22 protein-coding genes and 5 tRNA genes are annotated in these 25,377 nt (G+C 50.0%); 25 read left to right on the top strand and 2 right to left on the bottom strand.

All coding sequences use genetic code 11. The features are described 5' to 3' along the window. Nucleotides 1–22: 22 nt before the first annotated feature. The gene (locus ACQUQM_RS17885; RefSeq protein WP_432471222.1) at nt 23–880 is read right to left on the bottom strand and encodes an NRDE family protein; all 858 of its coding nucleotides are present in this window, start codon (nt 878–880) and stop codon (nt 23–25) included. 127 nt (nt 881–1,007) lie between these two features. Between ACQUQM_RS17885 and lgt the strand changes: the two genes are divergently transcribed. Then, nucleotides 1,008–1,805, top strand: coding sequence for a prolipoprotein diacylglyceryl transferase (gene lgt, locus ACQUQM_RS17880; protein ID WP_432471221.1), 798 nt, complete (start codon nt 1,008–1,010; stop codon nt 1,803–1,805). Nucleotides 1,806–1,858: 53 nt separating this feature from the next. Here the strand turns inward: lgt and ACQUQM_RS17875 are convergent, their stop codons facing one another. Continuing rightward, entirely contained in the window at nt 1,859–2,710 is an 852-nt protein-coding gene (locus tag ACQUQM_RS17875) for a thymidylate synthase (protein WP_432471220.1), read from the bottom strand. 83 nt (nt 2,711–2,793) lie between these two features. On the opposite strand from ACQUQM_RS17875, the gene folA reads away from it, so the two are divergent. The 24 genes from folA (at nt 2,794) to rplC (ending at nt 25,375) form a co-directional block, all read left to right on the top strand. Further along, nucleotides 2,794–3,300 carry a type 3 dihydrofolate reductase gene (gene folA / locus ACQUQM_RS17870; protein WP_432471219.1) on the top strand — a complete coding sequence of 169 codons (507 nt, stop codon included), beginning with the start codon at nt 2,794–2,796 and terminating at the stop codon, nt 3,298–3,300. A gap of 12 nt (nt 3,301–3,312) precedes the next feature. Beyond that, nucleotides 3,313–4,278, top strand: coding sequence for a bifunctional biotin--[acetyl-CoA-carboxylase] ligase/biotin operon repressor BirA (birA, locus tag ACQUQM_RS17865; protein ID WP_432471218.1), 966 nt, complete (start codon nt 3,313–3,315; stop codon nt 4,276–4,278). Further along, on the top strand, nt 4,275–4,973 hold the full coding sequence (locus ACQUQM_RS17860) for a type III pantothenate kinase (protein WP_432471217.1): 699 nt from the start codon (nt 4,275–4,277) through the stop codon (nt 4,971–4,973). The genes birA and ACQUQM_RS17860 overlap by 4 nt, the downstream gene beginning before the upstream one ends. A gap of 4 nt (nt 4,974–4,977) precedes the next feature. Beyond that, nucleotides 4,978–5,706, top strand: a complete 729-nt coding sequence (locus tag ACQUQM_RS17855; RefSeq protein WP_432471216.1) for an SPOR domain-containing protein — start codon at nt 4,978–4,980, stop codon at nt 5,704–5,706. Nucleotides 5,707–5,730: 24 nt separating this feature from the next. Further along, a tRNA-Thr gene (locus tag ACQUQM_RS17850) sits at nt 5,731–5,806 on the top strand. A 24-nt stretch (nt 5,807–5,830) separates the two neighbouring features. Further along, nucleotides 5,831–5,914, top strand: a tRNA-Tyr gene (locus ACQUQM_RS17845). A gap of 12 nt (nt 5,915–5,926) precedes the next feature. Further along, nucleotides 5,927–6,000: transfer RNA gene (locus ACQUQM_RS17840), tRNA-Gly, on the top strand. 11 nt (nt 6,001–6,011) lie between these two features. Beyond that, a tRNA-Thr gene (locus ACQUQM_RS17835) sits at nt 6,012–6,086 on the top strand. A 95-nt stretch (nt 6,087–6,181) separates the two neighbouring features. Further along, complete coding sequence (gene tuf, locus ACQUQM_RS17830) at nt 6,182–7,405, top strand: elongation factor Tu (protein WP_432471204.1); 1,224 nt, start codon at nt 6,182–6,184, stop codon at nt 7,403–7,405. 73 nt (nt 7,406–7,478) lie between these two features. Further along, nucleotides 7,479–7,554 (top strand) — tRNA-Trp (locus ACQUQM_RS17825). A 61-nt stretch (nt 7,555–7,615) separates the two neighbouring features. Beyond that, complete coding sequence (secE, locus tag ACQUQM_RS17820) at nt 7,616–7,984, top strand: preprotein translocase subunit SecE (protein ID WP_432471215.1); 369 nt, start codon at nt 7,616–7,618, stop codon at nt 7,982–7,984. Nucleotides 7,985–7,996: 12 nt separating this feature from the next. After that, nucleotides 7,997–8,530, top strand: coding sequence for a transcription termination/antitermination protein NusG (gene nusG / locus ACQUQM_RS17815; RefSeq protein ID WP_432471214.1), 534 nt, complete (start codon nt 7,997–7,999; stop codon nt 8,528–8,530). Between the two features lie 103 nt (nt 8,531–8,633). Beyond that, on the top strand, nt 8,634–9,068 hold the full coding sequence (rplK, locus tag ACQUQM_RS17810) for a 50S ribosomal protein L11 (protein ID WP_432471213.1): 435 nt from the start codon (nt 8,634–8,636) through the stop codon (nt 9,066–9,068). Beyond that, on the top strand, nt 9,068–9,763 hold the full coding sequence (gene rplA / locus ACQUQM_RS17805; RefSeq protein ID WP_432471212.1) for a 50S ribosomal protein L1: 696 nt from the start codon (nt 9,068–9,070) through the stop codon (nt 9,761–9,763). Before rplK ends, rplA begins: the two co-directional genes overlap by 1 nt. A gap of 221 nt (nt 9,764–9,984) precedes the next feature. Next, on the top strand, nt 9,985–10,479 hold the full coding sequence (gene rplJ, locus ACQUQM_RS17800; protein ID WP_432471211.1) for a 50S ribosomal protein L10: 495 nt from the start codon (nt 9,985–9,987) through the stop codon (nt 10,477–10,479). A 66-nt stretch (nt 10,480–10,545) separates the two neighbouring features. Then, on the top strand, nt 10,546–10,917 hold the full coding sequence (gene rplL, locus ACQUQM_RS17795; RefSeq protein WP_432471210.1) for a 50S ribosomal protein L7/L12: 372 nt from the start codon (nt 10,546–10,548) through the stop codon (nt 10,915–10,917). Between the two features lie 173 nt (nt 10,918–11,090). Then, on the top strand, nt 11,091–15,185 hold the full coding sequence (gene rpoB, locus ACQUQM_RS17790) for a DNA-directed RNA polymerase subunit beta (protein WP_432471209.1): 4,095 nt from the start codon (nt 11,091–11,093) through the stop codon (nt 15,183–15,185). A 78-nt stretch (nt 15,186–15,263) separates the two neighbouring features. Beyond that, nucleotides 15,264–19,487, top strand: coding sequence for a DNA-directed RNA polymerase subunit beta' (rpoC, locus tag ACQUQM_RS17785; RefSeq protein ID WP_432471208.1), 4,224 nt, complete (start codon nt 15,264–15,266; stop codon nt 19,485–19,487). 116 nt (nt 19,488–19,603) lie between these two features. Further along, nucleotides 19,604–19,978 (top strand): 30S ribosomal protein S12, encoded by a 375-nt coding sequence (gene rpsL / locus ACQUQM_RS17780; RefSeq protein ID WP_432471207.1) that lies wholly within the window; start codon nt 19,604–19,606, stop codon nt 19,976–19,978. A gap of 132 nt (nt 19,979–20,110) precedes the next feature. Further along, entirely contained in the window at nt 20,111–20,581 is a 471-nt protein-coding gene (gene rpsG, locus ACQUQM_RS17775; protein WP_432471206.1) for a 30S ribosomal protein S7, read from the top strand. 18 nt (nt 20,582–20,599) lie between these two features. Next, nucleotides 20,600–22,693, top strand: coding sequence for an elongation factor G (fusA, locus tag ACQUQM_RS17770; RefSeq protein WP_432471205.1), 2,094 nt, complete (start codon nt 20,600–20,602; stop codon nt 22,691–22,693). Between the two features lie 30 nt (nt 22,694–22,723). After that, nucleotides 22,724–23,947 (top strand): elongation factor Tu, encoded by a 1,224-nt coding sequence (gene tuf, locus ACQUQM_RS17765; protein WP_432471204.1) that lies wholly within the window; start codon nt 22,724–22,726, stop codon nt 23,945–23,947. A gap of 374 nt (nt 23,948–24,321) precedes the next feature. Continuing rightward, nucleotides 24,322–24,633 (top strand): 30S ribosomal protein S10, encoded by a 312-nt coding sequence (gene rpsJ / locus ACQUQM_RS17760; protein WP_019622815.1) that lies wholly within the window; start codon nt 24,322–24,324, stop codon nt 24,631–24,633. A 103-nt stretch (nt 24,634–24,736) separates the two neighbouring features. Further along, on the top strand, nt 24,737–25,375 hold the full coding sequence (gene rplC / locus ACQUQM_RS17755) for a 50S ribosomal protein L3 (protein ID WP_432471203.1): 639 nt from the start codon (nt 24,737–24,739) through the stop codon (nt 25,373–25,375). Nucleotides 25,376–25,377 lie beyond the last annotated feature (2 nt).

Here is a 25,377-nt window from a genome sequence, read left to right as displayed (position 1 = left end):
TATTTTAGTCAGTGCTTGTCTCTTAACTGCCGCCGATCGGCGGCAGTTCTAACTGATAACGGTAGCGATCGCCTGCGCCACTGACATCATAGTTTTGTTCCACTACTTCGGTTTCTCCATTGTGCTTCTGCAAGATGACAGTCGTGGCGCGGGTGCCGTAATTCTCCAGTTTGATAAAGCTCGATGACAGTGCTTGCTCCCACTCCGGGCTAATACCGGTATTCGGTAGCAAGTGCTCGGGGTAGATCGTATTGTCAGCCATCAGATTAATAAGATGCTCGACGTCTGGCGTCTCCTGGTCAAGGTGTCGCTGGAGCATCTCTTTACGGGCATCCAACTTAGGCCATGGGGTGTTGAGCAGAGCGTTGCTGAGGCCGTGAATGCCGTGGCTTATTTTATGGTTGCCCTGGCTTCGGTTGGATAGATAGTACAGGCCGCTGTTATCGCCTATCAGTAGGTTGAAACCGTCGTAAAGATCGCTCTCCAGTTGTTCGGCATAGAGTCTGGCCGGTTGTTCAGAGCTCAGAAAGCTGGTTGACAGAAATCCTCTGGATCTTTTGCCATTGCTGCGGTTACGTCCGTCACGGTGGTTGGTTACTGCGGAAAAACGTCCATTCTGTTGCATGCCCAGCCAGGTGCCTCCCTGCTCCAGATCTTGTCCGGCCAGAATGTTATTTGGTTGCTGGCAGTGCTGTATCGGCGATGTAAGTCGGGAGGTATAAAATTCGTTCTGACCTTGATGTTGGGCGGCCCGGGTGTTGTCTTGTGGTTTCCAAAATTGCATTGGACGGGTGGGTCGGGCATAAAATTCATCACGGTTAGCGGCCAGTATAAGGTTATATTCAGGATGGTATTGGTAGGCAAAGACGATCAGGCACACTGTGTTGCTCCGCTTTTCGCTGTTGAGGCTTTATTTAAAACCAATATCTGCGGGATAGCTATTGTTCGATTGCGGCGGGCATGGTTATATCGGGGCAGTTTTCAATATAAGGGAGCAGATTATCTCCATGTGGTTGCATGATATAGATCCGATTGCGGTGGCGCTGGGGCCGCTGAAAATTCATTGGTACGGGCTGATGTACCTGATCGGTTTTGGCTCCGCCTGGTATTTGGGTAACCGGCGTGCCAGAAAAGCGGGTTCCGGCTGGAACGAGCAGCAAGTATCGGATCTTATTTTCTGGGGTGCGATCGGTGTTGTATTGGGTGGTCGCTTTGGTTATGTGTTGTTCTATAACTTCCCACAGTTTCTGGATGATCCGTTGTGGTTGTTTGCGATCTGGGAAGGTGGCATGTCGTTCCATGGTGGTCTGTTGGGGGTAATCGCAGCAATTGGATATTTTGCGCATCATTATAAAAAAGGCTTCTTTGCTATTGCTGATTTTGTTGCGCCGCTGATCCCTGTTGGTCTGGGTGCAGGCCGGTTGGGGAACTTTATTGGTGGAGAACTCTGGGGACGCGCAACAGATCAGAGTTGGGGCGTGATTTTTCCCCGTGCGATGGACGGGCTTGGTCGGCATCCGTCGCAGCTGTATGAATTTGCTCTGGAAGGGGTCGTGCTATTTATTGTGCTCTGGTTCTATTCGGCCAAGCCACGGCCGGCGATGGCGGTCTCAGGTATGTTCCTGTTGCTGTATGGTCTGTTTCGCTCGTGTGTTGAATTGTTCCGAGAACCCGATGGTCATATCGGATTTGTAGCGCTGGATTGGCTGACTATGGGGCAGTTGCTGTCTCTGCCGATGATTATACTGGGAGCTGTTCTTGTCGCACTAGCGTACCGGACTAGCGCTTCAGTTAAGGCTTCCTGAGTCTGGCTTTCTGCTGTCAGGATTCACCCGCCGCCCCTGAACGGGCGGCTTTTTCAGACAGAGAAGGGGTACTGGATCGGTTCGTGGTATTCGTAACCTTCCACTTCGAAATCATCCGTAGTCACCCAGGTTTCCAAGTCTTCCAGAGTTTTAATATCCGGATTGATATTGAACCGAGGTAGCGGCATTGGTTCCCGCTTGAGCTGCACATCCCGCATAAGCTCAATCTGATCTTCGTATATATGGGCATTCACAATTTTGTGGTAGGCCTTGCCCGGTTTATTGCCGGTAATCTGAGCGATGATCGCCAGCAGAAAGTAAACCTGCACCATGTTAAAGGTAAGCCCTAACGGCACATCGCAGCTGCGTTGCGTACTGTTCAGATATAAGGTGTCACCCAGGAGGGAGAAGTGGTGACTATACATGCAAGGGCGTAAGCACCCCATATGAAATGCGCCCGGATGATAAAATGTGTAGATCTCACCGCGATCATCAACGCCCTGAGACAGGTCGGTGACAATCTTACGCAGCAGATCTATGCTGCCGCCATCCGGTTTCGGGAAGTTCCTGCCAACCTTGCCATAAATAAAGCCGCAATCATCGGTACCTTTGCGGTAGGGGTTCGCAAGCCAGTCAGCATTGTCATTAGCGTTTGCATCCCAGGTTTTGGTGCCGATTTTTCTGAAATCCTCAGCGTTATCATAACCGCGGATGTAGCCCAGCATCTCGGCGATTGCTGATTTGTAAAAACTCTTACGAGTCGTTACAAGCGGGAATTCACCGCTAGCAACATCATAAGTTAAGTCAGCGTTAATGGCTGTCAGGCATCTCTTTCCGGTGCGTTTATTTTCCACCCAGACGCCTTCATCTATTATTCTTTGGCAAAGATCGAGGTATTGTCTCATTGGTTTGTTATTAACACCTGTGGTTAAATTCAGTTTTCAATGTTACCAAAGCTTTTGTCAAAGAGCAGTATTAAGGGGAAGTTATGAATCTGGCGATTATTGTTGCTCAGGCGGAAAATCGTGTCATTGGCATCAATAATAATCTGCCTTGGCATTTGCCTCAGGATCTGCGCTATTTCAAGCAGGTTACTATGGGTAAGCCAATTATCATGGGGCGCAAGACGTTTGACTCCATAGGTCGGCCCCTGCCAGGTAGAACCAACATTGTGATTACCCGGGATGCTGCCTATCAGCCCGATGGTGTCAGGGTAGTTAATAGCCTGCAGGCAGCTAAAGATCTGGCTGAGAGTATCTGTACTGTTGACGGTCGTGATGAGGCGATGGTGATTGGGGGTGCCCAGATTTATGAGCAGGCTCTGGCGTTAGCGGACCGTCTCTATCTGACTCAGGTTCATGCTGAGGTGAATGGCGACGCCTGGTTCCCTGAGTTTAATCCGGGAGAATGGGCTGAGATTGGCCGTGAAGATTTTTCAGCCGAAGGGCCCAATCCTTATGATTATAGTTTTATTGTGCTTGAACGAATTGCATAGGCGGGCATAGCGATGATTGAGCAGCTGTTGACAGTGCTGGCGGATGGTTGTTTTCACTCCGGGCAGGAGTTGGGTGGTCAGCTGGGTGTGAGCCGCAGCGCGATATGGAAGCAGATGCGGCAGATTGAAGCATCCGGAATAGAGGTCTATAGCGTTAAAGGGCGGGGATACAGAATTCCCGGAGGGCTGGATCTGCTTAATAAAGATGCTATTACCGAGCAGTTAGAAGCGAGCACGCTTAAGCAGCTGGGTCGTGTTTCGCTGGATCTGGTTATCCCCTCGACTAATGCTAAGGCGATGCAGTCGGTGTATGAGGATGGGCATGGCTCGTTATATCTGACAGAGCAGCAGACTGCGGGTCGTGGACGCCGCGGGCGTAACTGGGTCAGCCCTTTTGCTAGTAATCTCTGTTTTTCGCTTACCTGGCAGTTCAGCAAAGGTGCTGCAGCCCTTGAAGGGCTTAGTCTGGCGGTAGGTGTTGCGCTGATTCGTGGCCTGCGTGAGTTAGATATCCCGGATGTTGAGGTAAAGTGGCCGAATGATCTGCTGTGGCGTGGCCGGAAGCTGGCCGGAGTACTGCTGGAGATGGTAGGCGATGCCTCTGGGGAGTGCTCTGTAGTGATAGGTGTGGGGCTTAATGTGAATATGCCTCGCAGCAGTGCTGATGAAATTGATCAGCCCTGGACCGATCTGCAGGAAATTGCAGGTCAGGCTCCGTCACGGAATACTTTGATTGCGGTGCTGATGAATAGTCTGGTGCCGGTTTTGGAGGAGTTTTCTGAACATGGTTTTGCACCTCTCGTTGAGGAGTGGCAGCAGGCGAATGCACACCGTGATCAGGTTGTTTCTCTACATATAGGTCGCAATAGTGAGCAAGGAGTTTGTCGCGGGGTGGGGCCTAATGGCGCCTTGTTGCTAGAGGTTGATGGTAGTACTCGTGAGTTTCACGGCGGTGAAGTGAGTGTCCGGCTACCATGACTGTATTAGATATCGATATCGGTAATACGTTTCTGAAGTGGCGTGATGCACAAAGCCCCGGTATCCAGGGAAGTATTCGTCTGGCGGACCTTGATAATACTATCTGGCCAGACCGGGTTGAAAGGGTGCGTATCGCGTCGGTAGCCGGTAAGGCAGTTAACCAGCAGTTAATTGAATTTACCGGGCAGCGTTGGGGGGTGGTTCCAGAGTTTGCTGTGACAGTTGCCGCGCAGGCGGGTGTAGTGAATAGCTATAAAGATCCTGCCCGGATGGGTGTCGATCGCTGGCTTGCTATTATCAGTGCCTATAGCAAAGCAAAGAAGGCTTGTTGGGTGGTAGATTGCGGTAGCGCTATTACGGTTGAGCAGATCGCTGCAGATGGCCGTCATCTGGGGGGGTATATTATCCCGGGTTTGCAGTTGATGAGCCGTAACCTGCTGAGTAATACAGCTGAAATTATTGTCGATCATTCAATACAAGCCTTTGATGCCAGGCCTGGTGTTAACACCTCTGAAGCTGTGCAACACGGTATTAATCTGTTGTTTTCAGGATTAGCTGAGAAAGTAGCTGCGATGGCAATTACTGATCCAATATTTGTCACCGGAGGTGACGGCGAATTATTCAGCTCCCTGAATAGCAAATTTATCTTTAGCCCGGAGTTAGTTATGGATGGGCTGGAGCTGGCATTGGGGTAGCGGTATGCGTTGGATGTTCATTCTGCTTTTGTTGGTCAATGTTGTGTATTTTTCCTGGCAGTTACGCCCCCCGGTGAACCCGTCTGTAGCTAAGGCTGTGCCCGCTAATGTGGCCAGGTTGCGACTGTTGAGTGAGGTGGATCAGTCACTACTGCTGTCTCGAAAGCCATCTCTACAAGAGGTTCAAGAGGTTCAAGAGGTTCAAGAGGTTCAAGAGGTGCAAGAGGTGCAAGATGTATCTGTAGTGCGGTCTTGGTGTCATGTGATTGGCGGAATATCCAGTCGGAGTGTTGCTGAAGAAATGCAGGCGAAGTTATTGATGAGCGGAATTGAATCGTCGCTTGTTGTGGATAATGAAGAGAGAGTATTGGCCTACGAGTTGATTGTCGGGAGGCCGTCAGTTAGCGACGCAGACAAGGCCTTGCTGGCAAATATAAAAGCTATGGGGTTGGCTGCTGAGCAGGTAACTGTGAATGGTGGTCCGGCATATGTGCTTGGTCGTTATGGTGCGCGCGCAGAGGTAAATGGGGCGCAGCAGCGGTTGGATAGATTGTTACGGTCGGAGGTATATCAGGTTGTCAGCAAGGATCGCCTCTATCAGGTTTGGGTTAAGCTTGAAGCAGGCTCTGAAACATCTAATAAAATCAATGAGCTGCAAGAATATTTTCAGCGTGGAATAAAAATTGAAAAAAAAGTATGCAAAGGGGTTGCAAGCACAGGGGAGCGTGATTAATATATGCGCCACTTCGCTGCTGATGCCGGTATAGCTCAGTTGGTAGAGCAACTGACTTGTAATCAGTAGGTCCCGAGTTCGACTCTTGGTGCCGGCACCATTTTGGTGGCGAAGTAATTGGTGAGGTGGGGTTCCCGAGTGGCCAAAGGGATCAGACTGTAAATCTGACGCGCGAGCTTCGGTGGTTCGAATCCACCCCCCACCACCATCAGACTGTTAGGCGGGTATGGTACAATGGTAGAACCTCAGCCTTCCAAGCTGATGATGCGGGTTCGATTCCCGCTACCCGCTCCAATAGTTGTTGTGCTCATGTAGCTCAGGGGTAGAGCACACCCTTGGTAAGGGTGAGGTCGGCGGTTCAAATCCGCCCATGAGCTCCAGAATTTTTCAGAGGGTAGATATAGCGATATGTCTGCCCTTTGTTGTATGTGTCAACGTGGTAATTCACAACTTATTTTCGTAAGGGAATAACATTATGGCTAAGCAAGCATTTGAACGTAACAAGCCGCACGTTAACGTTGGTACTATCGGCCACGTTGACCACGGTAAAACAACTCTGACTGCTGCACTGACTCGTGTTTGTGCAGAAGTATTCGGTGGTGAAGCTGTAGCTTTTGACGGTATCGACAATGCTCCGGAAGAGCGCGAGCGTGGTATCACAATCGCGACTTCTCACGTTGAGTATGATTCTACTGAGCGTCACTATGCGCACGTAGACTGCCCGGGACACGCCGATTATGTTAAAAACATGATCACTGGTGCTGCTCAGATGGACGGCGCTATCTTGGTTTGTGGCGCGACTGATGGCCCTATGCCACAGACTCGTGAGCACATCCTGCTGTCTCGTCAGGTAGGTGTACCATACATCGTTGTATTCCTGAACAAAGCTGACCTGCTGGCTGAAGATTGCGGCGGCGTTGACTCTGAAGAATATGAAGAGATGCTGGAGCTGGTTGAGATGGAGCTGCGCGAGCTGCTGGATCAGTACGAATTCCCAGGTGATGACACTCCAATCATCGCGGGTTCTGCTCTGATGGCGCTGAACGGCGAAGACGAAAACGAGCTGGGTACTACTGCTGTTAAGAAGCTGGTAGAAGCGCTGGATTCTTACATTCCACAGCCAGAGCGTGCAATCGATCAGCCATTCCTGATGCCTATCGAGGACGTATTCTCTATCTCCGGTCGTGGTACCGTGGTAACTGGTCGTGTTGAGCGTGGTATCGTTCGTACCGGTGAAGAAATCGAAATCGTTGGTGTTAAGGAAACTCAGACTACTACCTGTACTGGTGTAGAGATGTTCCGTAAGCTGCTTGACGAAGGTCGTGCTGGTGAGAACATTGGTGCGCTGCTGCGTGGTACTAAGCGTGAAGAAGTTGAGCGTGGTCAGGTACTGGCTAAGCCAGGTTCTATCACACCTCACACTCGTTTCGAAGGTGAAGTATACGTACTGTCCAAAGATGAGGGTGGTCGTCACACTCCATTCTTCAAGGGCTACCGTCCGCAGTTCTACTTCCGTACAACTGACATCACCGGTGCTTGTGAGCTTCCAGAAGGCGTTGAGATGGTAATGCCAGGCGATAACATCAAGATGGATGTTACCCTGATCAACCCAATCGCGATGGAAGATGGTCTGCGTTTTGCGATCCGTGAAGGCGGTCGTACAGTTGGTGCAGGCGTTGTTGCAAAAATCATCGAGTAATCGTTGAAATTTAGCAACTTAAGTGTTGCTAATAAGCAGGGGGGCATGTAATATACGCCTCCCTGTTAGTACTAGGCCAGTGGCTCAATTGGCAGAGCAGCGGTCTCCAAAACCGCAGGTTGTGGGTTCGAGTCCCTCCTGGCCTGCCAACTCTCTTCTGAGTTGGTATCTAACCTAGTCAAAGCAAATCATCAGAAACCGAGGCCCATCGTGAGCTCTAAAGTGACTTCCGAAGGTTCAAAACTAGATTCCCTTAAGTGGGTTGTGGTAGTAGCGCTGGTTTCGGCTGGTGTGGTGGGAAATTCTGTCTATTCAGAAGAGTCTCTATTATATCGCGTGCTTGCATTGCTGGTTCTTGCTGGTGTGGCAGGCTTTGTTGCTTTGCAGACGGCTAAGGGTCTGGCTTTCTTTACTTTGTTTAAAGAAGCTAAGTCTGAGATTCGTAAGGTTGTATGGCCAACCCGTCAGGAAACGTTGCAGACAACTCTGATTGTTACTGTAGTGGTTTTGATAGTTGGTTTGTTCTTGTGGGGGCTTGATACTTTGTTGGGCTTCGTTGTTTCAAGTGTGATCGGATAAGAGGAAAGAGGCATGGCTATGCGTTGGTATGTTGTACATGCGTACTCCGGTTACGAGAAGCGCGTGCAGAACACCCTGAAAGAGCGGGTTGAGCTGCATGAGATGCAAGGTAGCTTTGGTGAGATTCTGGTTCCTACTGAAGAAGTGGTTGAGATCAGGGAAGGCAAAAAGCGCAAGTCAGAGCGCAAGTTCTATCCGGGCTATGTTTTGGTTCAGATGGAAATGAATGATGAGTCCTGGCACCTGGTGAAAGATACTCCCCGGGTGATGGGTTTTATCGGTGGCACGGCGGATAAGCCGGCTCCGATTACCGAGAAAGAAGCTGAAGCAATTCTGCAGCGCGTCGAGAGTGGTGTTGATCAGCCGCGTCCGAAGACGATGTTTGAGCCGGGCGAGATGGTTCGCGTTACTGATGGTCCGTTTGCTGACTTTAATGGCGTTGTGGAAGAAGTTAATTATGAAAAGAACAGGCTGCAGGTTGCGGTGCTGATCTTTGGTCGCTCGACTCCGGTTGAGCTGGGATTTGGTCAGGTCGAAAAAGCCTGATAAACAGATTTCTGGACAAAACCTCGGTCCTTTTTGGGAACTGGGGTTTTTCCGTATTTAAAACTGGGAAGCTGAAAGGCGTTATTACCCACGAGGAGTAAACATGGCTAAGAAAATCGAAGCTTATATTAAGCTGCAGGTTGCTGCTGGTTCAGCAAACCCAAGTCCACCAGTTGGTCCAGCTCTGGGTCAGCACGGTGTTAATATCATGGAATTCTGTAAAGCGTTCAACGCTGCTACGCAGGGTATGGAAAAAGGCATGCCAATTCCTGTTGTTATCACTGTATACGGTGATCGTAGCTTTACTTTCATCACTAAGACTCCTCCGGCGGCGATCCTGCTGAAGAAGGCTGCTGGTATCAAGAGTGGTTCTGGTCGTCCAAATACTGAGAAGGTGGGTACTGTTACCCGTGCTCAGCTGGAAGAGATTGCAACTACTAAAGATGCTGATCTGACTGCTGCTGATATGGATGCGGCTGTACGCACCATCGCTGGTAGCGCACGTAGCATGGGTCTGAATGTTGAGGGTGTAAAATAATGGCTAACCTGACTAAGCGCCAGAAGGCGATTGCTGAGAAAGTAGAAGTTGGTAAGCAGTACTCCGTAGAAGATGCGGTTTCTTTGCTGAATGAGCTGTCCACTGTTGGTTTTAAAGAGTCTGTTGATATCTCTGTAAACCTGGGTGTTGATCCTCGTAAATCAGATCAGAACGTTCGTGGTTCTTCCGTACTGCCAAGCGGTACTGGTAAAGACGTACGCGTTGCAGTATTTGCTCAGGGCGAAAATGCTGAAAAAGCAAAGGCTGCCGGTGCAGATGTTGTTGGTTTTGATGACCTTGCAGAGCAGATTAAAGGTGGCGATCTGAATTTTGACGTTGTTATCGCTACTCCGGATGCGATGCGCGTTGTTGGTCAGCTGGGTCAGATCCTGGGTCCTCGTGGTCTGATGCCTAACCCTAAGGTTGGTACTGTTACTCCAGACGTAACTACTGCAGTTAATAATGCTAAAGCGGGTCAGGTTCGTTTCCGTACTGATAAGAACGGTATCATTCACGCGGGTGTTGGTAAGGTCGGCTTCGAAGCTGATGCTATCAAGGCTAACGTTGAAGCGCTGCTGACTGAGCTGAAGAAGCTTAAGCCTGCTTCTGCGAAAGGTATCTTTCTGAAGAAAATCACCCTGTCCACCACTATGGGGCCAGGTCTGGTAGTTGATCAGAGCTCTCTGAGCGTCTAAGCAGCTGGCAGTAAATATTGAGGGTCCCTGCGCTTTTGGCTGCAGGGGTCGTCAAAGACCGCAGGTGAGCAAGTCGAATGATGTGCTCTTAATGTAACAGCCTGCGCAGACGGTGTGATCCCCTTAACAGGATCAATTCAACCACCGTACTCGGCGCTTCATTTAAGTTTTAACTGAAGCGATTGGTAAACAGTCGAAAAGACTAAATCCAGGAGTAATTCGTGGCATTAGGACTCGAAGATAAAAAAGCGATTGTCGCTGAAGTCCAGGAAGCTGCTAAGGGCGCTCTTTCTGCTGTAGTTGCAGATTCCCGCGGCGTAGCCGTTGAGGATATGACTGCTCTGCGTAAGCAGGCACGTGAAGCTGGCGTATGGCTGAAAGTTGTACGTAACACGCTGGCGCGTCGCGCAGTAGAAGGCTCTGACTACGAATGCATCACTGAATCATTCGTTGGTCCAACTCTGATTGCATTTTCCGCTGAGCACCCAGGTGCCGGTGCGCGCATCCTTAAGGATTTCGCGAAAGGAAATGACAAGCTGGAGCTGAAAACCGCAGCGTTTGAAGGACAGATTGTTGATATCGCTATGCTGGCATCTCTGCCAACATACGACGAAGCGATCGCCAAGCTGATGGGCTGCATGAAAGAAGCTGCAGCAGGCAAGCTGGTCCGCACTCTGGCGGCTCTTCGCGAGCAGAAAGAACAAGAAGCAGCTTAATTTTATTAGCCGCTTAAGTAACGAGTTTAAGAGCCTCTGGCTCACATAATATTTAGGAATTGAACCATGTCCGTATCTAAAGAAGATATCTTGAATGCAGTAGCTGAAATGTCCGTAATGGACGTTGTTGAGCTGGTTGAAGCGATGGAAGAGAAGTTCGGCGTATCTGCTGCAGCTGTTGCTGTTGCTGGTGCTGCTGGCGGTGACGCTGCAGCTGCTGAAGAGCAGACTGAATTTGACGTTATCCTGACTTCTATTGGCGACAAGAAAGTTAACGTAATCAAGGCTGTACGTGCAGCGACTGGCCTGGGCTTGAAAGAAGCTAAAGGTATGGTTGACGGCGCTCCTGCACCTGTTAAAGAAGGTGTTACTAAGGAAGAAGCTGAAGAGCTTAAGGCAGCTCTGGAAGAAGCCGGCGCATCTGTTGAAGTTAAGTAAACAGAGCTGTGCTTCGTATCAAGCTATTTGATAGCTGATACATATACGGCTGGTGGCAAAATGCCACCGGCCTTTTTCCGTTATTAGTAAGAGCAAATAATAACGGTTTCACAGATCGAGAAAATACCTTCGATCTGGTTGAATCTTTCAGGTGCAGATGCTGGGGAACTTAGATGGCTTACTCATACACTGAAAAGAAACGCATCCGTAAAGACTTTGGTAAATTACCACAAGCGATGGATGTGCCATATCTTTTGGCAATCCAGCTGGATTCTTATTTAAGATTCCTACAACAGGATGCTGATTCTGCAGAACGCAAAGATGCAGGGCTTCATGCGGCTTTCAGTTCCGTATTCCCGATCGTTTCCTATTCCGGAAACGCGGCATTGGAATATGTAGGTTACCGTCTGGGCGAGCCGGTTTTTGACGTTAAAGAATGTCAGATGCGTGGTATCACCTATGCGGCGCCGCTACGCGTAAAAGTACGCCTCGTAATATATGATCGTGATTCATCGAATAAAGCGATCAAAGATATTAAAGAACAAGAAGTATACATGGGCGAAATGCCGCTGATGACCGACAACGGTACTTTCGTTGTAAACGGTACAGAGCGTGTAATCGTATCTCAGCTGCACCGTTCGCCGGGTGTATTCTTCGATCACGATAAGGGTAAGACTCACTCTTCCGGTAAGTTGTTGTACTCTGCTCGTGTTATTCCATACCGTGGTTCATGGCTGGACTTCGAGTTTGATCCTAAGGATAACCTGTTCGTACGAATCGACCGTCGTCGTAAGCTGCCGGCTACTATTCTGCTGCGCGCTCTGGGTTATACCGGTGAAGAGATCCTCGAGACCTTCTTTGACAACACTGAGTGGAATTTGAAAGGCGAGCAGGTCTTAATGACGTTGGTCCCTACGCGTTTGCGTGGAGAGACGGCGACTTTTGATATTAAAGATGGCAAGGGCAACGTGATCGTTGAGTCTGGTCGTCGTATTACGCCTCGTCATATTCGTCAGCTGGAAAAAGAGAACATGACTCAGCTGGACGTTCCGGTTGAGTATCTGGTCGGTAAGGTGATGGCGAAAGACATCATTGATCCGAAGACCGGTGAGCTGGTTTGTGAAGGCAATAGCGAAATCACTGAAGAGCTGCTGGAAGAGATGCGTGCAGCGGGTGTTGCGGGTTTTGAAACGCTATACACCAACGAGTTGGATTGTGGTTCGTTTATCTCTGATACGCTACGTGTCGATACGACTCGCAATAAGCTGGAAGCATTGGTAGAAATCTACCGTATGATGCGTCCTGGTGAGCCACCTACTAAGGAATCTGCTGAAAACCTATTTGAAAATCTGTTCTTCACTGAAGAACGTTATGATCTTTCTGCAGTAGGTCGGATGAAGTTTAACCGTCGTCTGGCGCGTGAAGTCGAGACCGGTAGCGGTGTCCTGGATAAGGAAGATATCCTGGATGTGATGAAGACCCTGATCGATATTCGTAACGGCAAAGGCGTTGTGGATGATATCGATCACCTGGGTAACCGTCGTATCCGTTCCGTAGGTGAGATGGCTGAAAATCAGTTCCGAGTTGGTCTGGTGCGTGTTGAGCGTGCGGTCCGTGAGCGCCTGAGCATGGCTGAATCCGACAACCTGATGCCTCAGGACCTGATCAATGCCAAGCCGGTTGCGGCTGCGGTTAAAGAGTTCTTTGGCTCTTCCCAGCTGTCCCAGTTTATGGATCAGAACAATCCACTCTCAGAGGTTACTCACAAGCGTCGTGTTTCCGCGTTAGGACCTGGCGGTCTGACCCGTGAGCGTGCCGGCTTTGAGGTTCGAGACGTACATCCGACTCACTATGGTCGTGTATGTCCAATCGAGACCCCTGAAGGTCCGAACATCGGTCTGATCAACTCGCTGGCGACTTATGCCCGCACTAACGATTTTGGTTTCCTGGAAAGTCCGTACCGTAAGGTCGTTGATGGACTGGTTACCGACGATATCGAATACCTGTCTGCAATCGAAGAAGGTCGTCATGTTATCGCCCAGGCCTCTGCAGGCATGGATGAAAACAACAATCTGACCGATGAGCTGGTAGCGGTACGTCACCTGAATGAATTTACCGTAATGCCTCCGGAAAAAGTTACCTACATGGACGTATCTCCACGTCAGGTAGTATCCGTAGCGGCGGCGCTGATTCCATTCCTGGAGCACGATGATGCTAACCGGGCATTGATGGGATCAAACATGCAGCGTCAGGCTGTACCTACACTGCGTGCTGATAAGCCGCTGGTTGGTACCGGTATGGAGCGTTACGTAGCGCGTGACTCCGGCGTATGTGTTACTGCACAGCGTGGTGGTGTAATCGAGTCTGTTGATGCGGCGCGTATCGTCGTACGTGTTAACGATGAAGAGACGCAGGCGGGTGAAGCGGGTGTAGATATCTACAACCTGACTAAGTACACCCGTTCAAACCAGAACACTTGTATCAACCAGCGTTCAATCGTACGTGAAGGTGAGGCAGTGCAGCGTGGCGATATCATGGCTGACGGTCCTTCCGTTGACTTGGGTGAGCTGGCGCTGGGGCAGAATATGCGTATCGCATTTATGCCTTGGAATGGTTACAACTTTGAGGATTCCATCCTGATCTCTGAGCGTGTTGTTCAGGAAGATCGTTTCACCACTATCCACATTCAGGAACTGACCTGTGTGGCGCGTGATACTAAGTTGGGTTCTGAAGAGATTACGTCTGATATTCCTAACGTCGGTGAATCGGCGCTGGGTAAGCTGGACGAGTCCGGTATCGTGCATATCGGTGCTGAAGTAGGTCCTGGCGATATCCTGGTTGGTAAGGTTACACCTAAGGGTGAAACCCAGCTAACTCCGGAAGAAAAGTTGCTGCGTGCGATCTTCGGTGAGAAAGCGTCTGATGTTAAAGATACTTCGTTGCGTGTTAAGACCGGCACCATCGGTAAGGTAATCGACGTCCAGGTATTCACCCGTGATGGTGTTGCTAAAGATGAACGTGCACTGGATATCGAGACTGCTGAGCTGGATCGCATCCGCAAGGATTTGAACGAAGAGCTTCGTATCGTTGAGCAAGCTACTTACGAGCGTCTTGAGCGTGCATTGGTTGGCCTGAAGGCTGAAGGTGGTGCAGGTCTTAAGAAGGGTGAAGAGGTTACCTCTGAATTCCTCTCCGGGCTGAAGAAAGGCGAGTGGTTCCAGATTCGTGTGGCGGATGATTCTGCGCAGGAACAGCTTGAAAAAGCACAGGAACAGCTTGAAGAGCGTCGTGTTGAGCTTGATGCTAAGTTTGAAGATAAGAAGAGCAAGCTGCAGACCGGTGATGACCTGGCTCCTGGCGTTCTGAAGATTGTTAAGGTGTATGTTGCGACTAAGCGTCGTGTACAGCCTGGTGACAAGATGGCGGGTCGTCATGGTAACAAAGGTGTTATCTCCGTAATCATGCCTGTTGAAGACATGCCGTACGACGAGAATGGTGAGCCGGTAGATATCGTGCTTAACCCGCTGGGTGTACCGTCTCGTATGAACGTAGGTCAGGTGCTTGAGACCCATATGGGTATGGCGGCTAAAGGTCTGGGTGTTAAGATTAACGCTATGCTGCAGGCAGAACGTGATCGCATCGAGAAAGTTAAAGAGCTGCGTGAGTTCCTTGAACGTATCTACAACAGCGAGCTGGGCGGTTATAAGTCCGGCCCTCATGAAGATATCGATTCACTGTCTGACGATGATGTACTTGAGTTGGCGAACAACCTGAAGGGTGGTGTGCCACTGGCAACTGCTGTATTCGACGGCGCCAAAGAGGTAGAAGTAAAAGAGCTGCTGCGCATGGCGGATCTGAGCGATACCGGACAGTTTACGCTGTTTGACGGTCGCACCGGTGACACATTCAGCCGTCCTGTAACTGTTGGTTACATGTACATGCTGAAGCTGAATCACCTGGTTGATGACAAGATGCACGCTCGTTCTACCGGTTCGTATAGTCTGGTTACTCAGCAGCCGTTGGGTGGTAAGGCTCAGTTTGGTGGTCAGCGCTTCGGTGAGATGGAGGTGTGGGCACTGGAAGCATATGGTGCTGCTTATACTCTGCAGGAGATGCTGACGGTTAAGTCAGATGATGTGAATGGTCGTACCAAGATGTATAAGAACATCGTGGATGGCGATCACCGCATGGAGCCTGGTATGCCTGAGTCGTTCAACGTGCTGGTGAAAGAGATCCGCTCGTTGGGTATCGACATCGAGCTGGAATAAGAGTAACCCTTTAACAGATAGTTTACTGCGAAGCTGATCAGTTGCTTCGCAGTCAACTCCCCCGAGGAGCTGAAATAAATGAAAGACTTACTTAATCTGTTGAAATCCCAGGGACAGAACGACGAGTTTGACTCGATCCGTATCGGTCTGGCATCACCTGAGATGATTCGTTCTTGGTCTTTTGGCGAAGTAAAGAAGCCGGAAACCATTAACTACCGTACCTTCAAGCCTGAGCGCGAAGGTTTGTTCTGTGCCAAGATCTTCGGTCCTGTTAAGGATTACGAGTGTCTGTGTGGCAAGTACAAGCGTCTGAAGCACCGTGGTGTTATCTGTGAGAAGTGTGGCGTAGAAGTTGCGCTGGCTAAAGTTCGTCGTGAGCGCATGGGTCACATCGAGCTGGCATCTCCGGTTGCGCATATCTGGTTCCTGAAGTCATTGCCGTCCCGTATCGGTCTGATGCTGGATATGACGCTGCGTGATATTGAGCGTGTACTGTATTTTGAATCATTTGTCGTGATCGATCCGGGTATGACTACCCTGGAACGTGGTCAGCTGATGAATGATGAGCAGTATTTCGAAGCGCTGGAAGAGTTCGGTGACGACTTTGATGCCCGTATGGGTGCTGAAGCGGTCCAGGAACTGCTCAAGTCTCTCGATATGGCTGAAGAGATTGAGGTTCTGCGTGAAGAGTTACCGCAGACTAACTCTGAAACCAAGATCAAGAAGATTTCCAAGCGACTTAAGTTGCTGGAAGGATTCGCCTCGTCTGGTAATAAGCCAGAGTGGATGATCCTACAGGTTCTGCCGGTTCTGCCACCAGATCTGCGTCCGCTGGTACCGCTGGACGGTGGTCGCTTTGCGACCTCTGATCTGAATGATCTGTACCGTCGGGTAATTAACCGTAACAACCGTCTGAAGCGTCTGCTGGATCTGAGTGCGCCTGATATCATCGTGCGTAACGAAAAGCGTATGCTGCAGGAGTCTGTTGATGCGTTGCTGGATAACGGTCGTCGCGGTCGTGCTATTACCGGCTCTAACAAGCGCCCGCTGAAATCCCTGGCTGATATGATCAAGGGTAAGCAGGGTCGTTTCCGTCAGAACCTGCTTGGTAAGCGTGTTGACTACTCAGGCCGTTCCGTAATCGTGGTGGGTCCTTACCTGCGTTTGCATCAGTGTGGTCTGCCTAAAAAGATGGCGCTGGAGCTGTTCAAGCCATTTATCTTCTCCAAGCTGGAGCTGCGTGGTCATGCGACTACCATTAAAGCCGCGAAGAAGATGGTTGAGCGCGAAGAAGCACTGGTATGGGATATTCTGGATGAAGTGATCCGTGAACACCCGATCATGCTGAACCGTGCGCCAACATTGCACCGTCTTGGTATCCAGGCCTTTGAGCCGGTACTAATCGAAGGTAAGGCGATCCAGCTGCACCCATTGGTGTGTGCAGCATACAACGCCGACTTTGACGGTGACCAGATGGCGGTACACGTACCGCTGACCATTGAAGCGCAGCTTGAAGCTCGTGCTCTGATGATGTCTACCAACAACGTACTGTCGCCTGCCAACGGTGAACCAATTATCGTACCTTCGCAGGACGTGGTACTGGGTCTGTACTGGATGACCCGTAGCCGTATTAACGGTCTGGGTGAAGGTACTGTATTTGCAGATATCCAGGAAGTTGAGCGTGCTTACGGTGCTAAGCAGGTTGATCTACAGTCGATAGTTAAAGTTCGTATTAACGAAGTAATTCGTGATATCGAAGGCGGCGAAGAGCAGCGTACCAGCATAATTGAGACGACTGTTGGTCGTGCCATGCTGTTCAATATTGTACCGACTGGTCTGCCATTTGATCTGGTTAACCAGGCGATGACCAAGAAAGCTATCTCGCGTCTGATTAATACGGCTTACCGAATTGTTGGATTGAAAGAGACAGTTATCTTTGCTGACCAGCTGATGTACACGGGTTTCCGTCAGGCATCTGTATCCGGTTCTTCGATCGGTATTAACGACTTCGTTATTCCGGATGAGAAAGTTAATATCATCTCTGAAGCCGATGCCGAAGTGAAAGAGATTGAGATGCAGTACGGTGACGGTCTGGTAACCCAGGGCGAGAAGTACAACAAAGTTATCGATATCTGGTCTCGTGCCAACGAGATTCTGGCGAAGAAGATGATGGATAACCTGAAGTCTGAGCAGGTCCTGGACCGCGAAGGCAATATGGTTGATCAGGATTCTTTCAACTCGGTTTACATGATGGCCGACTCCGGTGCCCGGGGTAGTGCTGCACAGATTCGTCAGCTGGCGGGTATGCGTGGTCTGATGGCTAAGCCGGATGGCTCTATCATCGAAACGCCAATCACTGCGAACTTCCGTGAAGGCCTGAACGTACTGCAGTACTTTATCTCGACTCACGGCGCACGTAAGGGTCTGGCGGATACGGCACTTAAGACTGCGAACTCTGGTTACCTGACTCGTCGTTTGGTAGACGTAGCTCAGGATCTGGTAATCACTGAAGACGACTGTGGTACCGAAGAAGGTCTGGTGATGCAGCCGCTGATCGAAGGTGGTGACGTAGTCGTCGGTCTGGGTGACCGGGTGCTGGGTCGTACCGTAGCGCGTGACGTGATGGATCCGAAAGGTGCTGACGTTCTGATCGAGCGTGGAACATTGATGGACGAGGCGTGGGTTAAACGTCTGTCTGATGACGAGCGTTACTCTTCTATTGATGAGATTCGTGTACGCAGCGCGATCAGTTGTGAAACAAGCTACGGCCTGTGTTCCAGCTGTTACGGTCGTGATCTGGGTCGTGGTCACCGGGTTAACCCGGGTGAAGCGGTCGGTGTTATCGCAGCACAGTCAATTGGTGAACCTGGTACTCAGCTGACCATGCGTACGTTCCACATCGGTGGTGCGGCATCGCGGGCAGCGGCAGTTGATAGTGTTCAGGTTAAGAATTCCGGTACGATCCGGATGCATAACCTGAAGTCGGTAGAAAAGGCTGATGGCTCTCTGGTAGCGACTTCCCGTTCCGGTGAGTTAGGTGTTACCGATGAGCACGGACGTGAGCGTGAGCGCTATAAGCTGCCTTACGGTTCCGTTATTAAAGTTAAAGAAGGCGATAGCGTCGATGCTGGTGCGATCGTTGCGAACTGGGATCCACACACCCACCCAATTATCTCTGAGGTTGCGGGTAAGGTGTTGCTGGTTGGTCTGGAAGACGGTATTACCGTTAAGCAACAGACTGATGAGTTGACTGGTCTGTCAACTACTGAGGTATTGGATCCGGCAGCGCGTCCTGCTGCTGGTAAAGATATCCGTCCGCTGGTTAAGCTGGTTGATGAGAGTGGTAACGATCTGCTTTACCCAGGAACTGATCAGGTTGCGCAATACCTGCTGCCGGCTAAGGCGATCCTTAACTTGGCTAATGGTGCTGATGTCGGTGTTGGTGATGTACTGGCGCGTATCCCACAGGAAGGTTCTGTGAACAAGGATATTACCGGTGGTCTGCCGCGGGTTGCTGATCTGTTTGAGGCGCGTAAGCCAAAAGATTCTTCTATCCTGGCGGAAACCTCCGGTACCGTTACATTCGGTAAAGAGACTAAAGGTAAGAAGCGTCTGGTAATCAGTCCGGCGGATTCAGATCCGATCGAGATCATGATTCCTAAGTGGCGTAACCTGAACGTATTTGAAGGTGAAACTGTACAGAAGGGTGAGGTTATCTCTGATGGCCCGTCTAACCCGCATGATATCCTTCGTATTAAAGGCGTTACTAAGCTTGCTGAATACATCACTACTGAAATTCAGGATGTATACCGTCTGCAAGGTGTAGGTATTAACGATAAGCACATCGAAGTAATTGTTCGTCAGATGCTGCGTAAGGTTGATATCACGACCAGTGGCGACAGCTCGTTCATCACTGGTGAACAGGCTGAGTTCCATAAGGTAATAGCTGAAAACCAGCGTCTGGAAGCTGAAGGTAAGATAACCGCTAAGTATGATCGTGTACTGCTGGGTATTACTAAAGCATCTCTGGCGACAGAGTCCTTCATCTCAGCGGCCTCCTTCCAGGAGACAACCCGCGTACTGACTGAAGGTGCTGTGACAGGTAAGAAAGACTACCTGCGTGGTCTGAAAGAAAACGTTGTTGTGGGGCGTCTGATTCCGGCTGGTACCGGTCTGGCGTATCACAAAGGGCGTAAGCGTAAGGCTCAACAGTCTGATGAAAGCGTAACTGTAAGTGCAGAAGACGTTCAACAGGCGCTGACCGAAGCGTTGAATCAGGCAGCAATGCCGGATTCAGAATAAATCTGGTTGAATATTGACCTGATGGGCCGAGATTGAGTACAATCTCGGCCCTTTCGTGACGGGATAATAAAAATCCTGTTTTTTTGGTGCTTAAATAAAAGCCTGGAGTTTGCTTAATGGCAACAATTAACCAGTTGGTACGACAGCCGCGTAAGCGCAAAACGGCCAAGAGCGACGTTCCTGCCTTGCAGGCATGTCCACAACGCCGTGGCGTTTGTACTCGTGTCTATACAACGACCCCTAAGAAACCGAACTCAGCACTGCGTAAAGTTTGCCGTGTTCGTTTGACTAACGGATTTGAAGTGACTTCCTACATCGGTGGTGAAGGTCACAACCTGCAGGAGCACTCTGTAGTTCTGATCCGCGGCGGTCGTGTAAAAGATTTGCCGGGTGTACGTTACCACACAGTACGTGGCGCACTGGATACCAGTGGCGTAAACGATCGTAAGCAAGGTCGTTCTAAGTACGGTACCAAGCGTCCTAAGTCTTAATCGTTTTTCGGGACAGCAAAAGAAGTTCGGCATTGATGTGTCATACAACTGCGCTAGACCGCAAGCAATAAGAGTAAGGTCAGGTATCCATTCCTGAAATAACCTGAAGACCTATATTTAAAGGGGCTTATCATGCCAAGAAGAAGAGTTGCGGCAAAACGCGAAATTCTGCCGGATCCTAAATTCGGAAATATTGTACTGGCTAAGTTTACTAACCATCTGATGATCAGTGGTAAGAAATCTGTAGCTGAGAAAATCGTTTACACTGCACTGGAGAAAATCCAGGAGCGTGGCAGCGAAGATCCAATTGAAACTTTCAACAAGGCGCTGGAAGCTATTCAGCCAATGGTTGAGGTTAAATCCCGCCGTGTTGGTGGTGCTACGTACCAGGTGCCTGTTGAAGTACGTCCTTCCCGTCGTGCTGCTCTGGCGATGCGCTGGTTGGTTGATGCTTCCCGTAAGCGTGGTGAGAAATCCATGGCACTGCGTCTGGCCGGTGAAATCGGTGATGCAGTTGAAGGTCGTGGCGCAGCAGTGAAGAAGCGTGAAGACGTTCATCGCATGGCTGAAGCGAACAAAGCATTCGCTCACTACCGCTTCTAAGCATCTGAGGATTAAGCAGTGGCTCGTAAAACTCCTATCAATAGATACCGTAATATCGGTATTTGTGCGCACGTAGACGCGGGTAAAACCACGACTACCGAACGTGTCCTGTTCTATACCGGTCTTTCCCATAAGATCGGTGAGGTGCACGATGGTGCTGCGACCATGGACTGGATGGAGCAGGAGCAGGAGCGTGGTATTACCATCACTTCTGCTGCTACCACCTGTTTTTGGCAGGGGATGAGCAAGCAGTTTGATGAGCATCGCATTAACATCATCGATACTCCGGGGCATGTTGACTTCACCATTGAAGTAGAGCGTTCCCTGCGGGTTCTCGATGGTGCTGTTGTCGTGTTGTGCGCATCATCTGGTGTCCAGCCTCAGACTGAGACCGTATGGCGTCAGGCGAACAAGTACGAGGTTCCTCGTATGGTGTTCGTCAATAAGATGGACCGTATTGGTGCTGACTTCTTCATGGTCGTTGATCAGTTGAAAGAGCGTCTGGGAGCTAATGCTGTACCGATCAATTTCCCGATCGGAGCAGAAGAGGACTTCAAGGGTGTTGTTGACCTGGTTCGCATGAAAGCCATTATGTGGAACGAAGCGGATCAGGGTATGACTTATGAGCTGGAAGATATTCCGGCTGATTTGCAGGACAAGGCCGACGAGCTGCGAGAACAGATGATTGAGGCTGCCGCTGAAGCATCTGAAGAGTTGATGGACAAGTATCTTGAAGAAGGTACTTTGTCTGACGAGGAGATCAAAGCTGGTCTCCGCGCCCGTACCCTGGATAACGACCTTATCTTGATGCAGGCTGGTTCTGCTTTCAAGAACAAAGGTGTTCAGGCGATGCTGGATGCTGTTATCGAGTACATGCCGTCTCCGATTGAGGTGAAGGCGATTGAAGGTACCTTGGATGATGCTGCTGAAACAGTCGCGACCCGTGAAGCTGATGATGATGCGCCTTTTGCCGCATTGGCATTCAAGATCGCGACCGATCCGTTTGTTGGCTCTCTGACCTTTGTTCGTGTTTACTCCGGCGTGTTGCGCTCCGGTGACAGTGTAATCAACTCTGTAAAAAGTAAAAAAGAGCGTGTCGGCCGTATGGTGCAGATGCACGCTAACAACCGTGACGAGATTAAAGAGGTTCGCGCAGGCGATATCGCTGCTCTGATCGGTGTGAAAGATGTGACAACTGGCGAGACTCTGTGTGCTCCTGATCATAAGATCATACTTGAGCGCATGGAATTCCCTGAGCCTGTTATCTCTGTAGCGGTTGAGCCTAGAACTCAGGCCGATCAGGAGAAAATGGGTATCGCGTTGGGTAAGCTGGCGCAGGAAGATCCATCTTTCCGTGTTGAAACTGATCAGGAAAGTGGCCAGACGATTATCTCGGGTATGGGTGAGCTGCATCTTGATATACTGGTTGATCGTATGAAACGCGAATTTAGCGTGGAAGCGAACATCGGTAAGCCGCAGGTCGCATATCGCGAGAAAATACGTCAGCCGGTCGAGGCGAATCATAAGTTCATTCGTCAGTCCGGTGGTCGTGGTCAGTATGGACACGTTGTCGTTGAGTTTAGTCCTTCTGATGAAGAGGGGCTGGAGTTCATTAACGAGATTGTGGGTGGTGCTATTCCAAAAGAATACATACCTGCGATTGAGAAGGGTATTGCAGAGCAGATGCAAAACGGTGTTATTGCCGGCTATCCTCTGATCGGCTTAAAGGCGCGCCTTTTTGACGGATCCTTCCATGATGTTGACTCTAACGAAATGGCATTTAAAATTGCCGCATCTCAGGCGTTAAAAAAGTATGCGCAGGAAGCAAGTCCCTGTCTGCTTGAGCCTATGATGAAGGTAGAAATCGTTACTCCAGAAGAGTATATGGGTGACGTGATGGGAGACTTAAGTCGTCGTCGCGGACTGGTTCAGGGTATGGAAGACAGTAGTTCCGGTAAGGTAATCAATGCTCAGGTCCCTCTGGGAGAGATGTTTGGTTATGCTACCGATCTGCGTTCCGCTACTCAGGGTCGTGCAACCTACTCTATGGAATTCCTTGATTATGCAGAGGCGCCGAATAACGTCGCCGATGCGGTAATCAACGCAAGATAATTTGCCCAATATATTAATGAGGTATTGATCGTGGCTAAACAAGCATTTGAACGTAACAAGCCGCACGTTAACGTTGGTACTATCGGCCACGTTGACCACGGTAAAACAACTCTGACTGCTGCACTGACTCGTGTTTGTGCAGAAGTATTCGGTGGTGAAGCTGTAGCTTTTGACGGTATCGACAATGCTCCGGAAGAGCGTGAGCGTGGTATCACAATCGCAACTTCTCACGTTGAGTATGATTCTACTGAGCGTCACTATGCGCACGTAGACTGCCCGGGACACGCCGATTATGTTAAAAACATGATCACTGGTGCTGCTCAGATGGACGGCGCTATCCTGGTTTGTGGCGCGACTGATGGCCCTATGCCACAGACTCGTGAGCACATCCTGCTGTCTCGTCAGGTAGGTGTACCATACATCGTTGTATTCCTGAACAAAGCTGACCTGCTGGCTGAAGATTGCGGCGGCGTTGACTCTGAAGAATATGAAGAGATGCTGGAACTGGTTGAGATGGAGCTGCGCGAGCTGCTGGATCAGTACGAATTCCCAGGTGATGACACTCCAATCATCGCGGGTTCTGCTCTGATGGCGCTGAACGGCGAAGACGAAAACGAGCTGGGTACTACTGCTGTTAAGAAGCTGGTAGAAGCGCTGGATTCTTACATTCCACAGCCAGAGCGTGCAATCGATCAGCCATTCCTGATGCCTATCGAGGACGTATTCTCTATCTCCGGTCGTGGTACCGTGGTAACTGGTCGTGTTGAGCGTGGTATCGTTCGTACCGGTGAAGAAATCGAAATCGTTGGTGTTAAGGAAACTCAGACTACTACCTGTACTGGTGTAGAGATGTTCCGTAAGCTGCTTGACGAAGGTCGTGCTGGTGAGAACATTGGTGCGCTGCTGCGTGGTACTAAGCGTGAAGAAGTTGAGCGTGGTCAGGTACTGGCTAAGCCAGGTTCTATCACACCTCACACTCGTTTCGAAGGTGAAGTATACGTACTGTCCAAAGATGAGGGTGGTCGTCACACTCCATTCTTCAAGGGCTACCGTCCGCAGTTCTACTTCCGTACAACTGACATCACCGGTGCTTGTGAGCTTCCAGAAGGCGTTGAGATGGTAATGCCAGGCGATAACATCAAGATGGATGTTACCCTGATCAACCCAATCGCGATGGAAGATGGTCTGCGTTTTGCGATCCGTGAAGGCGGTCGTACAGTTGGCGCAGGCGTTGTTGCTAAGATCATTGAGTAATCATTGATCTGATTTGAAAAAGGCTCCTTCGGGGGCCTTTTTTGTTGCTGGTTATTAACTGATATGGCTTTAGGATAATGTTCTTCCGTCCTCTTGTGTGGCCATATCAGTTATAGCCGGAAAAGCCGGGCGCAAAGAAACTTTGCTGGGCTTTTTTGGCTCGCATTTGCTGAGCAAGTGGAGAATAGGTCTGATTCTTCGTAGCTCCGCCCTGCAGCAGTTTCTCTCGTTAAAAGCGTTTAAAAAACGTCCTGTTTATTTCGTAAGCAATATCCCCTTGACTTGGGGGTATCAGCTAAGTAGAATGCGCTACCCCGTTAAATGGGGGTAGGCCGGCGAAAGCCGTTTAACAATTTAGGAATTGTGTGATCGATATGCAAAACCAGAAAATCAGAATTCGTCTGAAGGCTTTTGATCATCGCCTGATTGACTCTTCCGCTCAGGAGATCGTTGAGACTGCTAAGCGTACCGGAGCTCAGGTTCATGGTCCGATCCCACTTCCTACTCGCAAAGAGCGCTTTACAGTGCTGGTTTCTCCTCACGTGAACAAAGATGCGCGTGATCAGTATGAAATCCGTACACATAAGCGTGTCCTCGACATCGTTGAGCCAACAGAAAAAACTGTTGACGCACTGATGAAGCTGGACCTCGCTGCGGGTGTAGAAGTGCAAATTAGCCTCGGCTAATTAGAACGATGCGCAGATGGGAATATCTGCGTGTGGAATGCCTTGGATGGGCAGCCATAGCGGGTAAATAGCCCCGTACACAACTGGCAATTGAGGTAATAAAATGTCTGTAAGTTTAATCGGACGTAAAGCAGGTATGACTCGTGTCTTCAATGAAGACGGTGTGTCAGTGCCAGTTACTGTTATCGAGGTGGAACCGAACCGGGTTACACAGGTTAAGACTGAAGAGACTGATGGTTATTCTGCTGTGCAGGTAACAGTTGGTTCTCGTCGTGCTAACCGTGTGACTAAAGCTGCAGCGGGTCATTTCGCTAAAGCTGAGACCGAAGCAGGTCGTGGTTTGTGGGAGTTCCGCCTGTCGGGTGACGAAGCAATAAATGTTGGTGATCAACTGACGGTTGAACGCTTTGAAGCGGGTCAGAAAATTGATGTAACCGGTAAGTCTAAGGGTAAAGGATTTCAGGGCGGTATTAAGCGCTGGAACTTCTCTATGCAGGACGCTACTCACGGTAACTCAATCTCTCACCGTGCTCCTGGTTCTATTGGTCAGTGTCAAACTCCTGGTCGCGTATGGAAAGGCAAGAAGATGGCCGGACATATGGGTGATGAGCGTGTAACCGTTCAGTCCCTGGAAATTGTCCGCATCGATGCTGAGCGTAATCTGCTGTTAGTTAAGGGCGCTGTCCCTGGTGCTACCGGCGGCGACGTAATCGTTAAGTCAGCTGTTAAAGTTGGCGCCTAAGG

This window comes from Amphritea sp. HPY, assembly GCF_050870985.1.
GTDB lineage: Bacteria > Pseudomonadota > Gammaproteobacteria > Pseudomonadales > Balneatricaceae > Amphritea.
Note: the sequence above shows the minus strand (reverse complement) of the source record. Positions and strands in the feature narration are given on the sequence as shown.